The sequence below is a fragment of the Vibrio hepatarius genome (genome assembly GCF_043642085.1).
Taxonomy (GTDB): Bacteria; Pseudomonadota; Gammaproteobacteria; order Enterobacterales; family Vibrionaceae; genus Vibrio; species Vibrio hepatarius_C.
Window position 1 is genome coordinate 42,574 of record NZ_JBHZSA010000004.1, and the last position, 22,298, is coordinate 64,871.

General features: G+C 45.6%; 17 protein-coding genes. 8 read left to right on the plus strand and 9 right to left on the minus strand.

The window, feature by feature from the left end; all coding sequences use genetic code 11:
* The first annotated feature begins 2 nt into the window (after positions 1-2).
* Entirely contained in the window at positions 3-1,010 is a 1,008-nt protein-coding gene (locus tag ACHUFZ_RS09520) for a tetratricopeptide repeat protein (protein ID WP_394126986.1), read from the plus strand.
* 54 nt (positions 1,011-1,064) lie between these two features.
* Here the strand turns inward: ACHUFZ_RS09520 and chrA are convergent, their stop codons facing one another.
* Positions 1,065-2,210, minus strand: a complete 1,146-nt coding sequence (chrA, locus tag ACHUFZ_RS09525; RefSeq protein WP_394126987.1) for a chromate efflux transporter — start codon at positions 2,208-2,210, stop codon at positions 1,065-1,067.
* Positions 2,211-2,317: 107 nt separating this feature from the next.
* On the opposite strand from chrA, the gene ACHUFZ_RS09530 reads away from it, so the two are divergent.
* Complete coding sequence (locus tag ACHUFZ_RS09530) at positions 2,318-3,226, plus strand: LysR family transcriptional regulator (protein WP_394126988.1); 909 nt, start codon at positions 2,318-2,320, stop codon at positions 3,224-3,226.
* On the opposite strand, the gene ACHUFZ_RS09535 is transcribed toward ACHUFZ_RS09530, so the two are convergent.
* The 3 genes from ACHUFZ_RS09535 to ygjJ all read right to left on the minus strand — a co-directional run bounded on the left by ACHUFZ_RS09535 (position 3,227) and on the right by ygjJ (position 8,237).
* A complete protein-coding gene (locus tag ACHUFZ_RS09535; RefSeq protein ID WP_394126989.1) occupies positions 3,227-4,612 on the minus strand; it encodes an O-antigen ligase family protein in 1,386 nt (461 codons plus the stop codon).
* A gap of 174 nt (positions 4,613-4,786) precedes the next feature.
* On the minus strand, positions 4,787-7,165 hold the full coding sequence (ygjK, locus tag ACHUFZ_RS09540) for an alpha-glucosidase (RefSeq protein WP_394126990.1): 2,379 nt from the start codon (positions 7,163-7,165) through the stop codon (positions 4,787-4,789).
* Between the two features lie 16 nt (positions 7,166-7,181).
* Positions 7,182-8,237: a protein YgjJ gene (ygjJ, locus tag ACHUFZ_RS09545; RefSeq protein ID WP_394126991.1), complete on the minus strand. Its 1,056-nt coding sequence runs from the start codon at positions 8,235-8,237 to the stop codon at positions 7,182-7,184.
* Between the two features lie 414 nt (positions 8,238-8,651).
* Here ygjJ and ACHUFZ_RS09550 point away from each other — a divergent pair, with 414 nt between their 5' ends.
* Entirely contained in the window at positions 8,652-9,203 is a 552-nt protein-coding gene (locus tag ACHUFZ_RS09550) for a scabin-related ADP-ribosyltransferase (protein ID WP_394126992.1), read from the plus strand.
* 155 nt (positions 9,204-9,358) lie between these two features.
* Here the strand turns inward: ACHUFZ_RS09550 and ACHUFZ_RS09555 are convergent, their stop codons facing one another.
* The 4 genes from ACHUFZ_RS09555 to ebgR form a co-directional block, all read right to left on the minus strand.
* The gene (locus ACHUFZ_RS09555; protein WP_394126993.1) at positions 9,359-10,783 is read right to left on the minus strand and encodes an amino acid permease; all 1,425 of its coding nucleotides are present in this window, start codon (positions 10,781-10,783) and stop codon (positions 9,359-9,361) included.
* Between the two features lie 193 nt (positions 10,784-10,976).
* A complete protein-coding gene (locus ACHUFZ_RS09560) occupies positions 10,977-11,429 on the minus strand; it encodes a beta-galactosidase subunit beta (RefSeq protein WP_394126994.1) in 453 nt (150 codons plus the stop codon).
* Between the two features lie 3 nt (positions 11,430-11,432).
* On the minus strand, positions 11,433-14,522 hold the full coding sequence (ebgA, locus tag ACHUFZ_RS09565) for a beta-galactosidase subunit alpha (protein ID WP_394126995.1): 3,090 nt from the start codon (positions 14,520-14,522) through the stop codon (positions 11,433-11,435).
* Positions 14,523-14,811: 289 nt separating this feature from the next.
* On the minus strand, positions 14,812-15,798 hold the full coding sequence (ebgR, locus tag ACHUFZ_RS09570; protein WP_394126996.1) for a transcriptional regulator EbgR: 987 nt from the start codon (positions 15,796-15,798) through the stop codon (positions 14,812-14,814).
* Between the two features lie 375 nt (positions 15,799-16,173).
* Between ebgR and galE the strand changes: the two genes are divergently transcribed.
* From galE to galM, 4 genes are all read left to right on the plus strand, one after another.
* Positions 16,174-17,193, plus strand: coding sequence for a UDP-glucose 4-epimerase GalE (gene galE, locus ACHUFZ_RS09575; RefSeq protein WP_394126997.1), 1,020 nt, complete (start codon positions 16,174-16,176; stop codon positions 17,191-17,193).
* A 148-nt stretch (positions 17,194-17,341) separates the two neighbouring features.
* A complete protein-coding gene (locus ACHUFZ_RS09580) occupies positions 17,342-18,394 on the plus strand; it encodes a UDP-glucose--hexose-1-phosphate uridylyltransferase (RefSeq protein WP_394126998.1) in 1,053 nt (350 codons plus the stop codon).
* Between the two features lie 187 nt (positions 18,395-18,581).
* A complete protein-coding gene (gene galK, locus ACHUFZ_RS09585) occupies positions 18,582-19,736 on the plus strand; it encodes a galactokinase (protein ID WP_394126999.1) in 1,155 nt (384 codons plus the stop codon).
* 8 nt (positions 19,737-19,744) lie between these two features.
* On the plus strand, positions 19,745-20,803 hold the full coding sequence (galM, locus tag ACHUFZ_RS09590; RefSeq protein ID WP_394127000.1) for a galactose-1-epimerase: 1,059 nt from the start codon (positions 19,745-19,747) through the stop codon (positions 20,801-20,803).
* A 66-nt stretch (positions 20,804-20,869) separates the two neighbouring features.
* On the opposite strand, the gene ACHUFZ_RS09595 is transcribed toward galM, so the two are convergent.
* Entirely contained in the window at positions 20,870-21,214 is a 345-nt protein-coding gene (locus tag ACHUFZ_RS09595; protein ID WP_394127331.1) for a ribosome recycling factor family protein, read from the minus strand.
* 254 nt (positions 21,215-21,468) lie between these two features.
* Here ACHUFZ_RS09595 and ahpC point away from each other — a divergent pair, with 254 nt between their 5' ends.
* Complete coding sequence (gene ahpC / locus ACHUFZ_RS09600) at positions 21,469-22,026, plus strand: alkyl hydroperoxide reductase subunit C (protein WP_004413034.1); 558 nt, start codon at positions 21,469-21,471, stop codon at positions 22,024-22,026.
* The last annotated feature ends 272 nt before the right edge of the window (positions 22,027-22,298 follow it).

Sequence of the window (22,298 nt, forward strand, 5' to 3'; positions counted from 1 at the left end):
TTATGAAAGGATTAAAAGTTGTCACTGCTACTCTCAGTACGTTGTTATTAGTTGCGTGCGCATCGCAAGAACCAAGTCTTGATACCTCCTTATATGATGGTAAGCCAATTGATACCTTATCGTCTGAAGAACCGCCTAAAACAGAGAAAGAAGCGATAATGCGGGGTGATACCGCGCTCAGTGCCGGAAATGTCGATTTAGCCTTATATGAATACATTCGCTCGCTTTCATTTGAAAATGGTCAGTTTAGAGATCGCTCTTTGTATAACATTGGCCGCATCCACCAGTCTCGTGGCAATCTACCTTTAGCGGATAAAGCTTACTCATTAGCACTGGAAGAGAACCCTAATAATGTTCAAGTGTTGGAGCAACTAGGCTCTATTTACAGTAAGAGCGGTGATATTAATCAGGGTAAGAGTTACTTTTTGAAAGCGATAAATGCTGATCAAATTCGATTTGGTAACAGTGAAACCTTGGTCAGCAAAGATCTTCAATCTTCCAAAGAGGTCGCTGAGCTCAAAAGTGATTCTAAATCCCCTGAGTTTGCTTATATGGGACTGGGGGTCATTGCTGATCTGGAAAAAGATCACTCATTGGCTCAGGCGTTTTATAAGCAGGCACTTAGTATTGAGCCTAACTCAGCGAAAACATTAACCAATGTCGGTTATTCGTTTTATATGTCTGGCGACTACCGGAAGGCGCAAAGATTTACCCTAGAAGCATTAGATAAAGATCCCGGTGATGATAAGGCACTGAATAATCTTGCTTTGATCTATTTAGCAAAAGGGGAGATCACTAGGGCGATCAATGTTTTCTCTCGTCATATGGATAAACCAGAAGCGCTCAACAATGTTGGTTATTTTCTGATTTTACAAGGCAAGCCGGATCAGGCGATTCCTTATTTACAACAAGCGATTGATACTAAGAGTACTTACTACAAGGTCGCGAATGAGAACTTAGAGCGAGCTTTAGCCTTAGTCAGAGAAGGTGAAGCCTCCGATAAGCAATGATAAAAAAGGGAGAACTCAGTTCTCCCTTTTTTTATATTTAAAGCCTTGCTAGCGTTAAGTGATATAGCCGCCGGCAATTCCCGCTGCGACATAGAAAGCCACCATCCACACGATTGGTAGTTTTAATTGTTTGAGTAGATAAAAACCAATCAGTACCAAGGAAATATCCCACGCGTTGACTACAGCACTGGTAAAGACAGGTTGGTAGAGTGCGGCAACTAACAGGCCGACAACGGCTGCATTAACGCCATTTACCGCTCCAGACACTTTTGGGTTCTTGGCCAGTGATTGCCAGTTTTTTAGTACTCCCAGTAGTAGTAAGAAGCCGGGCAAAAACACCGCAATTGTCGCAACAAGAGCACCAATAATCGGTGACTGAGGCATGAGCTCGTAGCCAATATAGGTAGCAAAAGTGAACATTGGGCCAGGAACGGCTTGAGCTGCCGCATAGCCTGTTAGGAAGGCATCTTGGCTTAGTTGGTCACCAACAATGTTTTGTAGCAATGGAAGCACGACATGGCCGCCACCAAACACTAGGCTACCGGCTTGGAAAAAGTCGTTAAACAGCCCCAACATCGGCACCGTTGCTGCAACGAAAGGCAGGCCAATTATCAGCAGACCAAACAAAGCCAATGGTAAAATCGACGGTTCAAACTTACCAGTGTAGTTTTGTTCTTGATTACCAAGGAACTTCATCCCGACTAGGGCAGCAAAGAGTAATACGACGATTTGTGTGCTAATACTTGGTACAACAAGTAGCGCCACTGCAGTAATAAGACACAAGCTAACCGAAAGCTTCTCTTTACAGAAATTCTTGTACATTCCCCATGCGGCATCAGCGACCACTACGACCGCTAGTAGCTTTAAGCCATGAACAATGTTTTGAAACAGTGTGGTTTCGGTCAGTTGGCTACTCAGTATTGCCAGAGCGAGCATGATCAGTACAGATGGCAAAGTAAAACCAATAAACGCCATGCAAGCACCCGGTAACCCACCGCGCTTGTAACCTAAAGCAAAGCCGACTTGGCTTGACCCCGGTCCCGGTAAGAATTGGCTTAACGCAACAATTTGCGCGTACTCTTTATCTTCTAACCACTTAAGTTTCTCAACGAAGGTATTGCGAAAGTAGCCAATGTGGGCTGCAGGACCGCCAAAGCTAATCCAGCCTAATAAGAAAAAGGTTTTAAAAATGGACAACATGGTCACGTTACTCGATTAACAAATACTGCCCATAATGTAATGAATCAACTAAAATGACTCAAATTGATAGTTTTAATGATCATTATGAATAATATGGGATGACTTCGGTGAAAGAGTTTAATTGGAAAGGCGTCGACCTCAATCTGCTGGTGGCTTTTCAAGCCTTGTATCAGTCGAGCAGTGTTAGTTTGGCGGCGGAGCGTTGTTTTGTCAGCCAGTCGGCGATGAGTCACACCTTACAACGAATGCGAACTTTGTTTGATGACCCGCTGTTTGAGCGAGTAGGAAGCAAAATGGAACCAACCCAGCATTCCCAAGATATTGCACCTGTGATTGACCAGTTATTAGCGAACATTAAAAACGATCTTTTGGTGAAAAAGCATTTTACTCCTAGCAGTTATTCGGGTGTTTGGCGAATAGGTCTGACGGATTATGCTGAGCAGTTGTTCGCCCCTGTTTTATTTGATGAGATCAAACGTCAAGCTCCACATGCTCAAATCAGTTTTTATAACGTTAACCGAGGCAATTACCATGAAATGGTCGACAAAGAAAAAATTGATGTGGTCATTGGTAGTATTGATAGTTTGAATCGCCGCTTCTCCTCAGAGCATCTCTACACAGAGCAGCACTTATGTCTTTTTGATCCCGAAGTAGTGCGATTCTCTGAACCTGTTTCATTGACTGAGTTTGTCAGTATTGAGCACGCTTTAGTGAGCCCTGATGGTAGTTTGCAGACTAAGGTAGATAAGGAGCTCGCTAAGTATGGTTATGAAAGACGAGTAGGGGCTGCGTCGCGGAATTTTTTGACGGTTCGTCGGCTGTTGATTGGTCGAGAGTTAGCATGTATTGTGCCAAAACGCTTCGCTGAGATGGAGATGTACAATCATGCTCTGAAAGCAGTAACGCCACCTGTAGAAGTATCTGACTTTGATATTAATCTAATCTACCTCAAGGCTTTTCAACATGAGGAAAAGAATCGCTGGCTACGTAATGTAGTATTACGCGTTGTAAAGTGATTAAGGTTCCCATGGGCGTTCTAGACAGTTATATCCTAGCCAGAATTGTGTCTTCGGGACATCTCCTTCTTCGACAACGGGATAGTTTTCGAGTCTTTCGTAGGCTCTATAGCTGATAGAGCACAATACTAGAATAGATATCCCGCATAACATGATTCGATGAGAGAGTGACGGCGTTTGCGTGAGCTGATTCGTCTGCTGAGCTTGAGCAATATGAGCCCAGTAGAGAGAAAAAGAGATAAGTGCAATCAACTGACTCAAGGGGGAGTCTAAAACGCCGGATACTAAGCTATAGGCCAATCCAGACAAAAGTGAAACACCAAGTACCAGTGTTGAACGCTTTTTGACTCTGGTGAGTTGCCAGATGATGGATAAGCCGCCACCAATAAAGGCTAATGCAGGAATTGCCCCCCAATGAACGAGTATGTTCAATAGGAAGTTATGTGGTCGACCAAATGTCTCGCTATCACAAACAAATGTGTCAGCTCCAAGCCCCCAGAAAGTGCTCATTCCCCACGTCTCGAACCATATTTGAACTCGTCCAGAACTGCCTGTTCGAATTGTGTGCCACTCTGCGGGTATGCCCAAAATAAAGCTCGGAATAGGGGATAGAAAGAGCAGCTTGATCACAATGCCAGCGATTGTGCTTTGCCATAGCAACCTCCACCAAATACGACGATTGGAGCGGTCAAGTATCATCATTAACACGAAAGCGCCAATCACTGATATCGCCTCTCCTCTTGCATCTGTTGCCACAATGACGGTAAAGCACAAAACTAATAACAAACGCAGTAACCATGAACTCTGACTTCGGCGTATTCGAATTAGAGCTAAATAGGCGGTGGGGATGACTAACCAAACATGTATTTGATTTATAAACCGCGCATTGGCGAAACCAAACATGGAGTGAATATTAACTGGTAAACCATGGGCTAACCAAGTCCAGTAGCCAGCCAAAACACTACATAGTAGAAACACGCTAATCCACATAAAGTATTGCAAGACTCTGAGCTTTTGTGAGTAGATGATTTGTTTAAACTGCACAAGGAGAATGGAAAGTCCTAATACGTACAGCAATTGCAGTGCTGCTGCTGGTTGGTATTTCCCTATAGTAGTGGCTATGAGTGTGAAGGCTATAAAGGTGAGTAGTAAAATACGATTATGCGTTTGCAGGCTTTGATATTCATTACTGATAGCTGTGGCGGTATGTCTAGAAAAACAAGAGATAAGCATAGAAAGTGACAGTACGAAAATGATAAAGAGACGTTTGCTGTCGTAGAGCAGGAGCAGTTCCTGCCTAGGTATAAAAAGGTTGAACGAAAACACAACTAACCCAACAAGGCTTAACATGAGCAAAGCAGTGAATGGTGAAGAGTTTTCCTTCATAGAGTATCTAACTGTTTATATTGACCTTTAATCAGTTTAGGTGACTTTAGAAAGATAGTTAGAAATTTGGCGATAAAGTCGTTTTTTACAAGAAAAGATGACCAGTTGTCTAAAGAATAAGGGGACTTTGATAAAGTCCCCTTTGTTTAGTTAACCTGTGATTAATTGTTTACTTTACTTACCATCAGTAAAGAAGTCGTTGTATAGCATGTACAGGTGAGCTGCACTCCATGAGAAGTTTGGTGCACCTTGCTGAGCGCCAGTTAGTGGGTTGTAGTTCTCACGAATTGGGCCATCTTGTACTAGGCCATCTGCGTTGCTAAAGAATGCTGTTGCCATCTCAATCGCATCTTCACGGTAGCCGTAACGGTCCATTCCTTTTAGGCCAAAGTAGAATTGATCTACCCATACGCGTCCACGCCAGTAAATATCTGGGCCAAATGCTGGGTTGGAGAGTGCTGCTGTTCCGAGTGGTACATGAGTGTTGAACTGCTTGGTGTCTTTCATCACTTTCACTACAGAATCTGCGTGCTCTTGAGTTGCTGCACCATTGAACAGTGGTGACCAGCCCTCAGGGCCCATGCCACGCTCTACAATCGGTTTACCTGCACAGCCGTTTGCCAGTGGTTTATCTTCGATACGGATATCGTAGAAGAAGCCTGTACTTTCATCGAACATACAAGTATTGATGTAGCTCGCTAAGTGATCAGCTTTGGCGTGGAACTCTTTAGCTTCCTCTTTTTTGCCTAGCATTTCTGCCATTTGAGCAAGGTATTGGTTATCGCTGTACATATAGCTTGCTTGGTCAACCGACTCCTGTAGAAGCGAGTAACCTAGCAGCGTGCCGTCTTCAGAGCGGTTTTGCGCGAACTCAACATCCCAGTCACTGCGCTTGCCACCTTTAGCGACATAAGCATCGAGCTGCTCTTTATCGATAAAGCCAAATACAGCCGCGTCGTCACGTCCTGATTCCCAAGAAGCGGCGGTTTGCGCTGGACTTTCGATGTAGTCGTAGTTACCTTCTTCCATCACTTTAGCCAGTGCTTTCTTACCGATCACCGTTTCATGTTTGTCGCCACGGACCACGGTAAAGTACATCTCACCTTCTGGTGTGTTGTGGGCTTTATCAACCGCTGCGCCGTACTCTGGAACGCCGTTACCATTGTTGTCACGGTTACGTAGCCACCAGTTGTGGTAAGCGACTAGCTTTGGATACATCTCTTCAATCCACGCTTTATCACCTGTGGTCTTGTAGACTTCCATAACTGCCCAAGCGGCCAGACTTGGCTTAGTGTTACGTTCGTTCCAGTTACCTCCGTCACCACCGCGTTCAGGGCTAAGGTTGTATGCTAGCAGGTCTGGCACATAACCTTCATCCCAAGGGCGCACAGCGTCATCGGCTTGAATCTGGTAAGCAAACATAGCGCGAATATTGTCTTTCGCGACATCAGGGTTAAAGTGCGCCATCGCGTAGGCTTGCTTCCATGTATCCCATGGCCAAGTTTGGTTACCAGAGAACCAACGCGCAGTCACCGAAGGCGTCACTGAGTCAAACTTCATCGCACCAGCCACGCCGCGCCAGTTACCGTTCAATGTCTCCATCGACTTCACTGCAACACGCTCTTGCTCTGGTGTTGCGTGCGGGTTGGTTAGACCTTTCTCTAGGTAGTTTTCCCAGCGCTGTTGTGAGGCATTTAGATACGTTTGTGGATTGGCAAGAATATCGCTGATCTTACCTTGTTCTGCTTTGTTCTCTTCTGCAGTTAGAACATGGCTGTATGTGGTGTAGATAGTCGTAGAACCATCAACCTTTGCTTTGGATACAAAGCGGTGACCATCAACCTTAGTCTCTGCTTTGATCGACTTGTGGATTTGGTACTCAGACTCACCAGAGGTCAGTAGATCCCAAGTTGAACGAACTTTGCCAAAGGTGACGGTTAGGCCATTATCTGTTGCTTGCAAAGTTCGGTTGTACTCTGGGTACTTTTCATCAATGGTCTTGTCTGATTGAGGTTTGCCTTCTTTAGCGTGGTATTTCTCAAGCAGTTCACCATCCCAAACCAGCTCAACAGGGCTTTCTGAGTTTATCTTGGTTTCTAGGAGTGAGGTACGGTTGGTGGCGAAACGAAGTGTCATCTCAACCGTCACATCGTCTGACGTGAGCTTTTGCACCAACGCGCCCGGAAGGCTGTACGCTTCCATGGTAAATTCAACTTTTTTGCCATCTTTAAATACACTCAGGCGGTCAAAGTTGTTGGCCATAAAGTTGATGTATTCTTCGGTCAGCAGTGCGGTACCTGGGAAGCCACCCATACCCTCGGCAGAATCTGGTAGTAAGTGACCGTGCCATGCGCCTTTATCAAAGAAAGGGTTAAAACGTTGGTGATCATCGAAATCATAGTCACGCATGTACTTTGGAGAGCCGGTACGATCAATCACATTTTTAAATTGATCCGCTTGTAGTGGCGCGTCAGCAGAATCTGCAACGCTATAACCAGAAAAAGTAGCGACAGAGCCAACGGCTAAAGCGATAAGCGTTTTACGTAAAGTCATGTGGTTAATCCTCGGTTTACCAGTAGTAGTATTGCATTGCGAAAACTTGTGCATCGCCAGTCACGTTGTCGTCACCGACCGCGAAGCGGCTGTCAAAGGCGGTTGCCCAAGTGCCGTTGCCGTATTCCCACCAAACACCAGCGTTGATGTAAGAGGTGATTTCGTCTTCAGCTTTGTCAGATTGGAAGTTGGCGTAGTTGTAGGCTGCAGATAGGTAGACGCCAGGAGCCGCTTCATACCATGTACTGGTCATAAAGCCTGATTCACTGCCATCAGAAACTTGGTTGCCTTTATCGGTGTCGTGCCACACGCGAGCCGCGACATTTTTGTATTCCGCACCAATCAGGAACAGTTCGCCGCCATCATTGTTACGTACTTCAGCGCCACCCATTAGAGTCAGGTCTTCTGCGATGTCATATTGGACATAACCATTGACCATGGCGTTTTTGTCGATCCACTGATCGGCGAAATGATCGTACTTGCCAAAATTGACCCAAGAGTCATCTTCTGAGAAATCAGATTCAGGCGCTGCCGAAATGCTGTAACGGAATTTACCTTCTAGATTTTGGATTTTTGCGCCGAAGAATACATCGCGCGTGTTGGAAATTGCGTAGCCGTATTCCACGGTTGCATCGCCCCACCATTGAACATCATCAAGCGAGGAGTCCATGCGGCCGAGCATAAATTCTGTGTTGCCGTCAGTGCGGTAGCCTGCGTAAAAACGGTTGAAGCCACCTTCAAAGCCGCCCCAGCCGTGGCCAGTCGCCCACGCATTACCTTGGTCATCAGCTTGTACTGTCCAGCCTTCCATGTACGCAAGGCCAAACCAATTGCCGTATTGAAGGGCAAGACCACCTTCAATGTAAGTACCGTCGGAGTAGCGGCCCTTGCTATCACCTTCTAAGGCAACGTGGCCACCAATACCAAGCTCACCATAAAAATCGACACTGAGTTCAGTATCTGACTTGGGCGTTGGTGTCTCGCTATGGTTCGCTTCGTTTTCCGCAGCATGGACATTAATAGCAGCAAAAATTAACCCCGATAAAAGAGTTTTAGTAAAATGTAATCTCATTTCAATCACTTCTTAAGTATGGATGAATAATCCTAGTCGATCTGGCTGATTCTGTTGGGGTGTGCTCTGTTGGCTAATGATCAGCTTTATCGACTAGATGGCGCTATCTTATCGCCATATGGGAGTGTTTATAATTCCTTGCTAGTTAAGTTGTGATCTGTATTTAGTAAAATTTTACTTCTCAGTTTGTTTTAGGTTGGGACGAGATTAGTGAGATTCCTTGCAGGAATGATTGGTCTTCGATTTGTTAATTAGCGTTAAGTGACACAGAGAATATGGATAGTCGAAAAAGTCAACGAGGTCATATTTAGCACTACTGAAGACTATGGAATTTATAAAATAAAGGTTAAGATGCCGAAACATAATAAAAATCAATAATATCCAAAAGTTTGCTTAGTTATTTACGGGGAAAAAATGCTATTTACAGATGATTTTGGTCGAATAAAACGGATAGTCGCGCGTAAGGCCAGAGGCAAGTCTCTACCTCGCTACGTATATCGATGGGATAGACGTACTCCTGAGGAGATCAAACGAACAGGTTTTCAGCCTTGGAATCATAACGGTGATGTGTCGGTGATCGAGCATGTTAAGAATTCCTTTGCAGCTCACCGCCCAAATCCAGGAATGAATGTGAAGGAACATAGCCAGTTTGTATCAACCGGAAGCTATGGGATGCTGAGTACTCTCGATCCTGTTTTTGCTCAACAAGTGCTAAACACGAACTTATATAAGATAGATACCAGTCTTGGTGGCATGAGAGCTAGCGATTTTTTTGACGTTAATGATGTCTTTGATCGCGCGAGAATCCATCGACCTTATCGAACTCAGCGAGAGTGGGCAAAACAGAATGGGATCCCTCAGGAAGCGGTTGTTGAGGTCATGTCTGGTAGTGTTTTCATGTCCCAATATGATTTTAAAAAAGGCGCGCCGAATGAAGACAAGTTAATTGGATGGAACATTATCTAGAACCAAGCTTGTCGAAGCCATTGCGGATGAAACAGCGACTCACTTGTCTATGAGTCAGTATCGACCTTAATGTGACATTAAAAAGCCCTTACCAAAATGGTAAGGGCTTTTTGTTTTATTAATGGTTTGCAAGCGAGTTGCTAGGTCAACAGATCCTAAGCTTGTTTAGCTGCCTGTAACTTAACTTCTTTGCTTGCCTGTTTTTTCTCAAAGCGAGAGATCCACCACCAAGCTAGACCAGAGAATACAGCCGTCATAAACACGTTGATGAAGAAGGCTCTAACAAGGTCGACACCTGTCGGGAACGCCGATGCTGTCATACTAACGACGAAGATAGTGATCAGTACTGATACCACACCCATGCCTTGTTTGCGTGTACCCATGCGGAAGTCACGTGGCGTATCGTCATGTTTCAGACGGAAGACAAAGTAAGCAACCATGATGAAGATTGGTGGCAGCATTGCGGTACCCGCCGTTAGGTTGATTGCCGTGTTCATCATGTCTTGTACTGATTCTGAACCGAAACCGTTGACGATAAGCATCACGAAGACGAACGCGAATTGCCACCAAGCTGCGCGGACAGGAACGCCGTGTTCGTTAAGCTCAGTAGTTTTCTCGCCGTATACGCCTTTTGGAATTTCAGAGAAGTGGATTTTTACCGGTGCTGCTGTCCACATCATCATTGAGCCGAACATCGCAACGAATAGAATGATACCTACGAAGCGACCAACCAGTGACTCAGAGAGGTTGAAGTACTGCGCCATACCAGTAAAGATTTCAACCATACCACCGGCGTATGTCAGATCTTCACGTGCAACGAATACGTTTACTAGCAGTGAGCCAACTGCGTACATGGCACCGATAGCAACACCAGCTGCGATGATCACTTTGATGAATGATTTGTGACCGCCTTTTACGTCATTTAGGTAAGCCGCTGCAGTTTCAGCACCGCCTGCTGCTTGGAAGATCCAACACATGATACCTAGTGTTGCCCAGTTGATGGTTGGTGTCATCGCTTCAAGTGTGATTGGTTGTACTGGTTCGTGGTTACCGCCCAGTGCCATTAGTGCACCAATAACGTAGATAGCAAATAGGGCAAATACGCCGTAAGCAACGATTTCAGAGATCTTACCTAACCAAGATGCGCCTTTGGTTGAGATATGAGTCGCCGCCGCAAATAGTGCGATAGAGATTGCCGATGTTACCATAGGCGAGAAGGCGTATTCGTAGCCCAGCATTGCATATGATGCGTAAGCAATAACGTTAGGCAGTAGAGATACGAACCAGAACAGGTTTACGAACCAGTATAGGAATGAGCCAAGGTAAGCAGCTTTTGAGCCAAGTGGCTTCTTCAGCCAGTCATACATGCCTGACTCTGAATTTTTGTTTGCTGAAACAAACTCAGCAATGATAAAGACGAACGGGATGAAGTAGACAAGGGTTGCAAGCAAAAAGATAGGTGCCGAGCTTAAACCCAGTTCGATGTTGTTGTTTACAATGTTGCGAACGTTGAATACCGCTGCAAATGTCATGGAAAGTAGGGCGAATTTGCCCAACTTACCGCGCATAGATTCAGACATAGTGTCCTCCGATGAATCACGTCAATTCCCTTCGAACATCAAGTCACAGTGCTATTGAGCGTTCTGTCATCCTGCGCGCATAGTATGCGAAGTCGCGATAGAATCCAGTGCCCATGTATGCTTTTGTGACCTTGATGCCTCCGGTTGTAGTAGTTATTGGCTAGGCCAGAAAGACTGGCCCAGTGTGTTGTGTTTATTTATTTAGGAAGTAACCATCTTCAATGGTGACTTTGAGCACGACCTTGCGTACGCGGTTATCACCATGGAATCGGTAAGCTTTGCTGTTGTCGAAAATCGCCACTTGGCCTTCATGCAGTTCGCGTTGTTCACCACTACCGATTAGGTATTCGCGGTCGGTTTCATCACTATAAGCATCGACAAGCTCTAGTTGAGATTTGTCAGCAAACTCGACGGTTTCGCGACCTTCTAGGTAGTAATGCACATCGAAGTAGCGGCGATTTCCTTCAAAGGTTTCGGTATGACGAGCCGTGCCGTCTTCAATCATGTATACCAATGAGTCTCCAATCGAATGCATCACGCCATCTTTGATGTTGGCGATGTTGTCGATTGCTTCCACGCAGCGGTTCCATTTACGACCATCGCGGTAAACCACTTTGAATTGCTCTAAGCTCTCTAACACGATCATGGGTTAAGCCTCATTTGCTGTAGTTGAAGTAAAGAAACCTTGTTCGAAGCGGTGTTGCGCCATCATTTGTGCACTGCAGTCACCCGCTTGAAGTGGTATTAGGGTCAGTCCGTATCGGAATTCGTCCATGTAGACGCGGTATGAATCAAGCACTTCGCTACCCCAAGAGTTAGAACCTAGACCCATCAACTTGTGGTCAAGATTTAGTGTGATGTAACCACTCTTCTCTAGCTCAATCGTATGTTGTGCTTGGTGCAGGTTTTGGTTGGTGTAGAACCAAGCGCTGAAGTTGATTTCTTGCTGAGGTTTAACCAATAAACCTGTGCCATTGCGATTCGTTAGTGCGGCCCAGCGAACATGTTGGCGGTTACCGTTGTTTTGTGGGAACGGGTAGTTCTCAAACATGTCAGCAACTGTGCTTTGGTAAACATCAATCATGTTGGCTTGTTTGCTATCTTGGTAGTTCTCTTCAGGACCGCGGCCATAGTATTTCACTTGGTCGAAGTCACCATTGATGCCAAGGTCTAAACCAATCACTGGAATGACATGAGGGTAGTCACCGTAACGCTCACCGCTAAGTTCAACATTAAGTTGCCCTTCAGCATTGATTTGGTAGCGGTATTCACAGCGCATACCGAAATCAAATACAGGAGGAGCAATAATGCTGGTGGTCGTGATTTCTACTTTGCCGTTCACTTGTTCAACATTTAGTGTGCGGAAGTGCTCTTGCATGATTTGTAGATGTGCTGGCTCCCACAGACCTTCATATTCTTGCTTGTGGTTGTCGATCATTGGTTTGAAGAAGTTCAGCTTAGGCTGGGACTTGATCAGCTCTTCGCCATTCACAATCCAAGAAGTCAGCTTGCCGTTTACTTTCGAGAAGTTAAGCGCGAAGTTGTTACCTGAGACTAGGTAGTCTAGGCGACTCTCTTCTACGTTAAGTGGCGTAGCGTTGTGGTTGCTAAATGCAGTCTCTGTCGCAGTGCTTTCTTTCAACTGGTATTGGTACAGCGCAATGTCGTGGTTCGCAGCGCTGTATAGCGTGCGAGAATCTTTGCGTACTGTGAAGTTGATGAAGACTTCACGCTCATCAAGCTCAGGAATCGCGATTTCAATCTCGCGCTCTGAGTTAGCTGCAAGCTCTTCCACTTTGAACTGAACTGTGCGCAGAGTTTCACCTTCAGCGCGAATATCAGCAGTGATGGTGTAATCATTGAGGTTGGTAAACCAAAGTTTGTTCTCAACGATGAACTTACCCGCTTGCTCATCAATAGCGCGTATTTTCACCGGTGCGATGACCTGCTTGTACTCTTTTAAACCCGGGCCCGGAGTTTGATCTGGGTAGACTAAACCATCCATACAGAAGTTGTAGTTGTTTGGATAGTCGCCGTAGTCACCACCGTATTTGTAGAAGGTTTCGCCTTTCTCATCGCGAGCAAGAATGCCATGGTCACACCATTCCCACACGTAGTGACCTTGAATATGGTCATGTTTGTAGAACACGTTCTGATATTCGGTTAAACCACCAGGGCCGTTACCCATAGCATGAGCGTATTCACAGATGATGCGCGGCTTTTCATGCGGGAATTCACCGAAGTAGTTCATCAGTTGAGCACGTGAGTACATAGTTGAAATCACATCCACCACCTCTGCGTCACGATCTTCTTCGTAGTGCACTAGGCGCGTATCGTCGATTGCTTTAGTTGCCTCGTACATAGAGCGGATATTACAGCCGTAACCAGACTCGTTACCTAGAGACCACATGATGATCGAAGGGTGGTTTTTCTGCGCATGAACGTGACGTTCGGCACGCTCGACGAAGACCGCTTCCCACGCAGCATCGTTTGTGATGCGGCTTAGATCGCCAACGTTCGCGAAGCCATGGGTTTCGACATCTGTTTCCGCCATGACGAATAGGCCGTAAATATCACACAGTTCGTAGAAGCGAGGATCGTTAGGGTAGTGCGCAGTACGTACTGAGTTGATGTTGTGTTGCTTCATCAGCACGATATCTTTTTCGACGCGATCAATGCCGACAGCGCGACCTTTTAGATGATCGTTATCGTGGCGGTTTACCCCGTGCAGCATCACGTATTGGTTGTTGATGTAGAACAGGCCGTCACGCACTTTAATGTCGCGGAAACCAACGCGTTGCGGGATAACTTCAAGGGTTTTACCTAGGTTGTCTTTTAAGGTTACAACCAGTTGGTAAAGGTATGGATTTTCAGCCGTCCAGTGAGTAGGGCTGTCCATTTCAATCTCAAAGCGAGTCTGCGCCTTGTCGTCGATAGTCAGGTTGCTACATGAGCCTTGTGCAACAACCTGACCTTTATCCATTAGGGCGTAATCAAGGGCATAGCCGGAAGCTTGTAAGGTGGTTAAGTTTTCAAGTTCTACTTGGCAAGAAAGGGTCGCCGCAAGGTAATCGTCGGCGAAATCAGTGCGAACAGTCAGATCTTGGACGTGAACTTGCTCTTTACCAACAAGGTAAACATCACGGAAGATACCCGCAGTCCACCACATATCTTGGTCTTCAATGTACGTAGAGTCAGCCCACTGCATCACGCGCACAGAAAGAAGGTTGTCACCTTGTTGTACATACTTAGAAATGTCGAATTCTGCGGTTAGACGGCTGCCTTTGCTGAAACCAACATACTCACCGTTTACATACACTTCAAAGTAAGTCTCTACACCGTCGAACTTGATGATGGTTTGTTTGTCGTTCCAGTTTTCACCCAGAGTGAAAGTGCGTTGGTAAGCACCTGTCGGGTTATCGGATGGGACGAAAGGGACGTCAATTGGGAATGGGAAACCTTCGTCTGTGTATTGAAGGTCGCCGTGGCCTTCCATTTGCCACATGTTAGGAACGGTAATTTGTCCCCACTGATCCATTTTTTGTGAGTAAAACTCTTCAGGAACCAAGATTGGGTTAGTGAAGAAGTTGAAGTTCCATTGGCCGCTCAACAGCATAAAGTGGCTACTTAGCTCACGCTGGAATGTTTGGGCAGTCTTAACTGAGTCGTATGAGAAGAAGTAAGCACGTGGTGCCATACGATTCTCATGTAGATGAAGGAAGTTTTCCCAGTTGTTCACGTTTATTCTCCCTCGGCTAGCGATGCCGACGTTCTAATCAAAATGCAGCTCTATGAGCATCTGGAAAATATATTAGTAAAAGTTTTACTAAATAAAATCGGTGAAAACGTTTTACTTTAACTGGATCACGCTTTGAGACCGCCTAAGCGTGAAAGGTGTGATCTAATTAAAAGAGTGATTAATGAGCAGTAAAAGGAGAGGGAGAGCGTGATTTATCTAAGGGGAAATATAAGCAGAAAAATAAAAAGGCACTGTAATCAGTGCCTTATATTATTAATTAGGTCAGTTTTTAGTGTTTGGTTGTATCGCGTAACTTTAATTTACTTGGAACGTAAACTTGTAGCGGCAGCGCTCTTCCATCACGCGACTTTTCGACCAATAAGTTTACCCCTTGAACACCCATCATTTCAGAGTGGATACGTACCGTAGATAGAGACGGGAAGGTAAACTTAGCGGTTGGAATGTCATTGACGCTAATCAGCGAGATATCTTGCGGGATATTCAAACCATGCTCGTGAATGGCTCTGAGTACACCGATGGCAATCGAATCAGAGGCGATAAATAGTGCGCTTGGGTAGTCCGGTTTAGCGAGCATTTCTTTAGCGAGTTTATAGCCTGATGAGCTAGTAAATTCACCGCGATAGATATCATCCAGTGACACGACCCCCTTTAGCTGGCCATACTCAGCAAAGGCTACTTCACGAATGTCAGGCGTGTTTGCTACATCTTGACCACCAATAAAGCCGATACGTTGATAGCCTTGTTCGATGAAGAAGTCAGTGATTTCTTTGCTGATACGAGATAGGTCAATGTCGACCGAATCGTAGATGGAGTCATTGTCACTGAAGTCGACATAGCAAATGTTGTCGGTCAGCTTTTTAACCTCCGCTAATGTTTTAGAGTTACTGCGACCAACCAAGAGCACACCAGTAACTTTACTGTCGCCTATTTGAATATCGTTGTCATAGCAATTGGTCAATTCAATACCTAGTTTGTCACACTGAGTTTCAATGCCGTGACGAATCGATAAGTAGTAGGGATCGTTAACTTCGGCTTCTTGCTTATAGTTGTACAGTGCTAAAAAGTGGTGGTTCTGTTTTTGCGCTAAGATGGCTTTTTTTGAGCTGCTGGTTTTGTATTCGAGCTTTTCGGCAATCTCTAGGATTCGGTGCTTTGTTTCTTCTTTTACACTGAGAGTAGGGTCGTCGTTCAGTACTCGTGATACCGTCGCTAAAGAGACGCCTGCCTCACCTGCAATATCTTTAAGTGTTGCCATTAATTCTTATATCCCTATACGTGCTCTAAAACTGGGCATTATTTTATTGCCTTTCATTGTAATCAATCCAACGCAGTAATCACCAATTTTTAGTAAAAATCCTTTTCAAGGAACAGTTTCCCCTCGCAAATGCGCTTTTATTGGCGAAATTATAAGCTTTTTGAGTGTGGTAAAGGTGGTTTTACTAAACAGAAATCATTTCAGGGCTTTTCTTCGCCTCAATGTGAGAATTTTGTGGAAACGTTTACATAACGAGAAATTGATCACGGATCTTTCCCTGCGGTGACTGATAGACTTTTCGTCATTGAAGAGTGTGGCGTGAATATGCGGCACTGAAATGATCGTAAAAATGCTTATTGAGTAGGAGAGCGAGACGTGAAAGTTCTTGTTACAGGCGGAATGGGATACATCGGCAGTCATACCTGCGTACAGATGATCGAGACGGGTATGGAACCGATCATCATTGATAACTTATGTAATGCAAAAGACGCGGTATTGGATCGTATCGAAGCGCTAACAGGGACAAAACCGCAATTTTACTTAGGCGATATTCGTGACGAAGCCTTCTTAGATGAGGTGTTCAATCGACACGACATTAAAGCGGTCATTCATTTTGCTGGCTTAAAAGCGGTGGGAGAATCTGTAGCCAAACCTCTCGAATATTACGATAACAATGTTAATGGCACCCTCGTACTGGCGCGTTCGATGCGTAAAGCAGGGGTAAAAAGCATTGTCTTTAGCTCTTCTGCGACTGTGTATGGCGACCCAGAAGTGGTGCCGATTACTGAAGATTCACCAACGGGCCAAACAACCAACCCATATGGTCGCAGCAAGTATATGGTGGAAGAGTGCTTGAGCGATCTGTTTAACGCGGAAAACGATTGGAGCATTACCTTACTGCGTTACTTCAACCCTGTTGGGGCACACCCATCAGGCACCATGGGCGAAGACCCTCAAGGCATTCCAAATAACCTGATGCCATTTATTGCTCAAGTTGCGGTCGGGCGCCGAGAGTCTTTATCCGTATTTGGTAATGACTACCCAACCCCAGATGGAACCGGAGTTCGCGATTATATCCATGTGATGGATCTCGCCGAAGGGCATATTGCGGCGCTAAAGGCTGTGGGTGAAAAAGCTGGCCTGCATATTTACAACTTAGGTACAGGCAAAGGCTCAAGTGTTTTAGAAATGGTCGATGCCTTTGGTAAAGCTTGCGGTGCACCTATTGTCTACGAAATGTGCCCGCGTCGCCCAGGTGACATCGCTGAGTGTTGGGCAAGCACTGATAAAGCGGAGCGAGAACTCGGTTGGAAAGCCACTCGCAGTGTCGATGAGATGACGGCCGATACTTGGAAGTGGCAGTCAAATAACCCGCACGGCTATTCCCCTGCGTAATTGAAGCCACAGCGTTGTTATCTGCGCTTTCCAATTCCAATCACATAGAAGATCTATGCTCATGGAAATTGGAAAGCTTGCTGCCTAGCTGCAACTCCAATTTCATTGGGGAATGCGGAACTATAATTTTTAAAGTTGAGTAACTAAGATGTCGAATGTTGAATTTAACTCAGTAGATCACCCACACCGTCGCTATAACCCATTAACAGGTCAATGGATTTTGGTATCCCCTCACCGTGCAAAGCGTCCATGGAGCGGCGCTGATGAGAAACCAGCGATTGATGAGTTACCTAGCTATGACGAGAAGTGTTTCCTTTGTCCGACCAATGAACGTATTTCTGGTGATGTAAATCCTGACTACCAAGGTACTTATGTGTTCAAAAATGACTTCGCGGCGTTGATGACCGACTCGCCTAAAGCGCCAAAGTCAGACAACCCTTTGTTTAGAACTCAAGGCGTACGTGGTTTAAGTCGTGTGATCTGTTTTTCTCCAGATCACAGCAAAACGCTACCAGAGCTGTCTGTTGAACAAATCCGCGGCGTGATTGATACCTGGAACGAGCAAATCGAAGAGTTAGGCAAAGACTACGTCTGGGTTCAAGCGTTTGAGAACAAAGGCGAAACCATGGGCTGCTCACAGCCTCACCCACACGGTCAAATTTGGGCCAACAGTTTCTTGCCAAACGAAATTGAGCGTAAAGAAAAGTTTCTTAAACAGTACTTTGAACAGCAAGGCTCCAACCTTCTTGTCGATTATGTACAGGCAGAGAGGCAAGACGGCTCGCGCACAGTGGTAGAAACCGAACATTGGATTGCGGTAGTTCCTTACTGGGCGGCGTGGCCATTCGAAACCATGCTGTTGCCAAAAACGCACATTCGCCGCATGAGTGAACTGACCGATGAGCAACGTGACGATCTCGCTGTTGCAATCAAGAAGCTGACTAGCCGCTACGACAATCTATTCCAATGTTCTTTCCCGTACTCAATGGGCTGGCATTACGCGCCATTCTTTGAACAAGGCACTGATATTGACCATTGGCAGTTGCACGCGCTGTTCTATCCACCACTGCTGCGCAGTGCAACGGTTCGTAAGTTTATGGTCGGCTATGAAATGCTGGCAGAAAGCCAACGTGACCTTACCGCTGAGCAAGCGGCGCAGCGTCTTCGTGACTTGAGCGATGTGCATTACAAAGAACAATAACCTCTGTCATATTTGAAGCTGCAGCGTTGTTGACTGCACAAATTCTCCCTAATCACATAGAGAATCTATGCTCATAGGGTTGAATTCGTTTGTCGCCTAGCTGCAACTCCAACTATTTAAGAGGTGTGATTATCGTGGCTTGATATTTGAGCTGCTATTTAAGAATAAAACAGTTTGAGAATTACCTATGTCTGATCTAATCCAAAACGTTAAAACTTCTTTTGCACAGGTGCTGGGCTACGCGCCGAGCCACATCATTCAAGCGCCTGGTCGGGTAAACCTGATTGGTGAGCACACCGATTACAACGATGGTTTTGTCCTACCATGTGCCATTAACTATCAGACGGTGGTGGCTGCGACTAAGCGCGATGACAATATCGTGCGTGTTGTGTCAGTAGATTACGGCAATGAAACCGATCAGTTCGACTTAACTGAAGAGATCACCTTCCAGCAAGACAAAATGTGGGCGAACTACATTCGCGGTGTCGTTAAGTGCCTTCTTGCTCGCGGCTATCAATTTACTGGTGCCGATATCGCGGTAAGCGGTAACGTCCCTCAAGGCGCGGGTTTAAGCTCATCCGCAGCCCTAGAAGTCGTGATTGGTCAAACGTTTAAAGTACTGTTCAATCTAGAAATCAGTCAAGCCGAAATCGCATTGAATGGTCAGCAAGCTGAAAATGAATTTGTTGGCTGTAATTGTGGAATCATGGATCAGATGATTTCAGCGGAAGGCCAAGAGAATCATGCAATGCTGCTTGATTGTCGCAGTTTGGAAGCGACGGCTGTATCCATGCCTGAGGATATGGCCGTTGTTATCATCAACTCAAACAAGAAACGTGGTTTGGTTGATAGCGAATACAACACTCGCCGTGAGCAATGTGAAGAAGCGGCTCGCATCTTTGGTGTAAAAGCATTGCGTGATGTCACTATTGAGAAGTTCAATAGTAAAGTTGATGAGTTAGATGTGATGGTGGCTAAACGAGCTCGCCACGTTATCACCGAAAATGATCGCACCGTAGAAGCGGCAGAGGCACTGCGTAACCACAATATGCAGCGTATGGGGGAATTAATGGCTCAGTCTCATGCTTCAATGCGTGATGACTTTGAAATCACCGTGCCTGAGATTGATACCCTAGTAGATATCGTCAAAGAGGTAATCGGCGAACAAGGCGGCGTGCGTATGACAGGCGGCGGTTTTGGTGGCTGTATTGTTTCTGTGATGCCGCCAGCGCTGGTTGAGCAAGTGAAAGCTGCGGTTGAAGAAAAGTATCAAGCAGCAACGGGGCTTAAAGAGTCCATTTACGTCTGCCAAGCAAAAGATGGCGCAGGCATTGTGGAGTAATGAACACAATGACTCATCCTCTTTTTCAAACAATGGCTGAGCAGCCAGCCTATGATGGTAAGCCTGCTCAGCTTGTGGAATTGACCAATGCATCGGGGGTTAGCATTGTGTTGATGGACATCGGGGCCACTTGGCTCAGTTGTCGGCTACCCTTGGCATGCGGGGAGCATCGTGAAGTTGTATTGGGTGTAGGGTCCATGTCTGACTTCGAGTGCCAACAAAGTTACATGGGGGTAACAGTTGGTCGTTATGCAAACCGTATTGCCAATGGTCGTTTCCATATTAATGGTCATGACTATCAACTGGTGACCAACCAAGCGGGGAACTGCTTACATGGCGGTGTGTCAGGGTTTGATAAATTGCGCTGGAACATCGTCGAGCAAAGTACCCACTGCGTGGTGTTTAGTTTGCATTCAGCCGATGGTGACCAAGGCTTTCCGGGCAACTTAGGGGTATCCGTTCGTTATCAGCTAAATGATGATGGCAAATTTGATATTGAATATATCGCTCATGCCGATCAAGCCACGCCAGTGAACTTAACTAATCACGCCTATTTTAATCTTAATGGTGCGGGTGGTGAGCTAGATGCGCGTCATCACCAACTGACTATCAAGGCTGATTATTACTTGCCAACCAGTGATGTCGGCATTCCTCTTGGTGAGTTAGAAACAGTACAAGGAACCGGATTCGATTTTCGACATGCCAAGAGTGTTAACCAAGATCTTCTCGCGGATGAGCAACAGCAAGCTGCTAAAGGCTATGATCATAGTTACTGGCTAGATCCGAGTCGTGACACTCAAAGCCCTGTTGCCACTCTAGTCAGTCAAGATCAGCAAGTGAGTGTGTCGGTGATGACCGATAAGCCAGCAATGCAGCTCTATACAGGTAACTGGTTGGCAGGAACGCCTGCGAGAGACGGTCAAGAGTATGCTGACTATTCCGGGCTGGCGCTAGAGACTCAGTTTTTGCCTGACTCGCCTAATCATCCTGAGTGGCAGCAGCCAAGTTGTATTCTGCTTCCGGGTGACGAGTATCGCTATAAAACCACTTATCAATTTGGTTTTTAACGCGGACGAATCTGTTTTTATGACAATAACGCCAGTCGAGTGACTGGCGTTTTTTATGCTTGAAAACTACAAATCTTCGAACTTGTCGATGGCCAGCCTTGCCTCTGAAACCGTGCAGCCAGATTGGGCGACTAATTGATTGATAGTGATATTGGGTGAATTCGCAATCAGAGTCGCTAGGTCAACCACTGGCGTCGGTAATGTTTTATCGATCGCGGCTACAATCCATCGCGTATCTTCTGTGGTTAATTGGCTCTTCAATTGCCGTAACGACGCTTCTTCTCCACTAAGCAACCAATTGCGTGAACGTCGAATACGCTTTATCTGGCAGCCTTGCTCTGTCATAAGCTGAATGACTTGCGCTTTATCTGCGACGCGGTGAACAAAGCTGTTTAGCGGAACCGAAATCATAACTGTTGGAGTAGGGAGGTTGCAGTCAAGAGTGGAACTCACTTTAGCGCAACCTTGTTTAAACTGCTACAGCGCACCTCTAATACACCATTGCTCTTTTCCTGTTTGATAACTGCTTCCTATTAGCTTCGATAGTTATTCCCTATCAGAGCAATAGAAACGTTCAAATTTACCTATTAAGTCGCTCGGGGCAATATATCTCCATCGACGCAAGGCAGCGTTCACAAACACTAGATTAGAAAGAGAGTAAAATCATGATCAACACAGAAATCAAACCATTCAACGCAACAGCATTCAAAAACGGCGAATTCGTAGAAATCACAGAGCAAGATGTGAAAGGTAAGTGGGCAGTATTCTTCTTCTACCCAGCTGATTTTACTTTCGTATGTCCAACAGAGCTTGTTGACCTACAAGAAAAATACGCAGAACTACAATCTCGCGGCGTAGAAGTTTACTCAGTATCAACAGATACTCACTTCTCACACAAAGCGTGGCACGATACTTCAGATAAGATCGGCACTATTGAATACTTCATGGTAGGTGACCAAACAGGCACTATCACTAACAACTTCAACGTAATGCGTGAAGGTCAAGGTCTAGCAGACCGTGCTACGTTCCTAATCGACCCACAAGGTGTTATCCAAGCGATGGAAATCACTGCTGAAGGTATCGGTCGTGACGCTGAAGACCTACTACGTAAAGTAAAAGCTGCACAGTACGTTGCAAACAACCCAGGTGAAGTTTGCCCAGCTAAATGGAAAGAAGGTGAAGAGACACTAGCACCATCTCTAGACCTAGTAGGTAAAATCTAAGCTCTAATTAATTAGAACCTCGTTAAAGGTACATTGAGTCTGCGCTCCTAAAGGGCTCGGTGTACCGCCCTAACAGTAAAGCCACATCGTTATTCGGTGTGGCTTTTTTGTTTTTATCCCTAGCTCTGGGCTTATTTGTTTTCTGATAGTTTTTGCCTACCAAAGTGATAGAAACGTTCGAATTTACCAATCTTAGCGATCACGGCAAACTAACTCCATCAGCGCAAAAGAGCGCATCACGAAACAGATTTTATACAAATTCGGGAAGGCAC

What these genes read in the sequence shown, in the direction of transcription:
- ACHUFZ_RS09520 (WP_394126986.1), top strand. Translation starts at nt 3, where the DNA reads ATGAAAGGATTAAAAGTTGTCACTGCTACTCTCAGTACGTTGTTATTA.
- chrA (WP_394126987.1), bottom strand. Translation starts at nt 2,210, where the DNA reads ATGTTGTCCATTTTTAAAACCTTTTTCTTATTAGGCTGGATTAGCTTT.
- ACHUFZ_RS09535 (WP_394126989.1), bottom strand. Translation starts at nt 4,612, where the DNA reads ATGAAGGAAAACTCTTCACCATTCACTGCTTTGCTCATGTTAAGCCTT.
- ygjK (WP_394126990.1), bottom strand. Translation starts at nt 7,165, where the DNA reads ATGACTTTACGTAAAACGCTTATCGCTTTAGCCGTTGGCTCTGTCGCT.
- ygjJ (WP_394126991.1), bottom strand. Translation starts at nt 8,237, where the DNA reads ATGAGATTACATTTTACTAAAACTCTTTTATCGGGGTTAATTTTTGCT.
- ACHUFZ_RS09550 (WP_394126992.1), top strand. Translation starts at nt 8,652, where the DNA reads ATGCTATTTACAGATGATTTTGGTCGAATAAAACGGATAGTCGCGCGT.
- ACHUFZ_RS09555 (WP_394126993.1), bottom strand. Translation starts at nt 10,783, where the DNA reads ATGTCTGAATCTATGCGCGGTAAGTTGGGCAAATTCGCCCTACTTTCC.
- ACHUFZ_RS09560 (WP_394126994.1), bottom strand. Translation starts at nt 11,429, where the DNA reads ATGATCGTGTTAGAGAGCTTAGAGCAATTCAAAGTGGTTTACCGCGAT.
- ebgR (WP_394126996.1), bottom strand. Translation starts at nt 15,798, where the DNA reads ATGGCAACACTTAAAGATATTGCAGGTGAGGCAGGCGTCTCTTTAGCG.
- ACHUFZ_RS09580 (WP_394126998.1), top strand. Translation starts at nt 17,342, where the DNA reads ATGTCGAATGTTGAATTTAACTCAGTAGATCACCCACACCGTCGCTAT.
- galK (WP_394126999.1), top strand. Translation starts at nt 18,582, where the DNA reads ATGTCTGATCTAATCCAAAACGTTAAAACTTCTTTTGCACAGGTGCTG.
- galM (WP_394127000.1), top strand. Translation starts at nt 19,745, where the DNA reads ATGACTCATCCTCTTTTTCAAACAATGGCTGAGCAGCCAGCCTATGAT.
- ACHUFZ_RS09595 (WP_394127331.1), bottom strand. Translation starts at nt 21,214, where the DNA reads ATGATTTCGGTTCCGCTAAACAGCTTTGTTCACCGCGTCGCAGATAAA.
- ahpC (WP_004413034.1), top strand. Translation starts at nt 21,469, where the DNA reads ATGATCAACACAGAAATCAAACCATTCAACGCAACAGCATTCAAAAAC.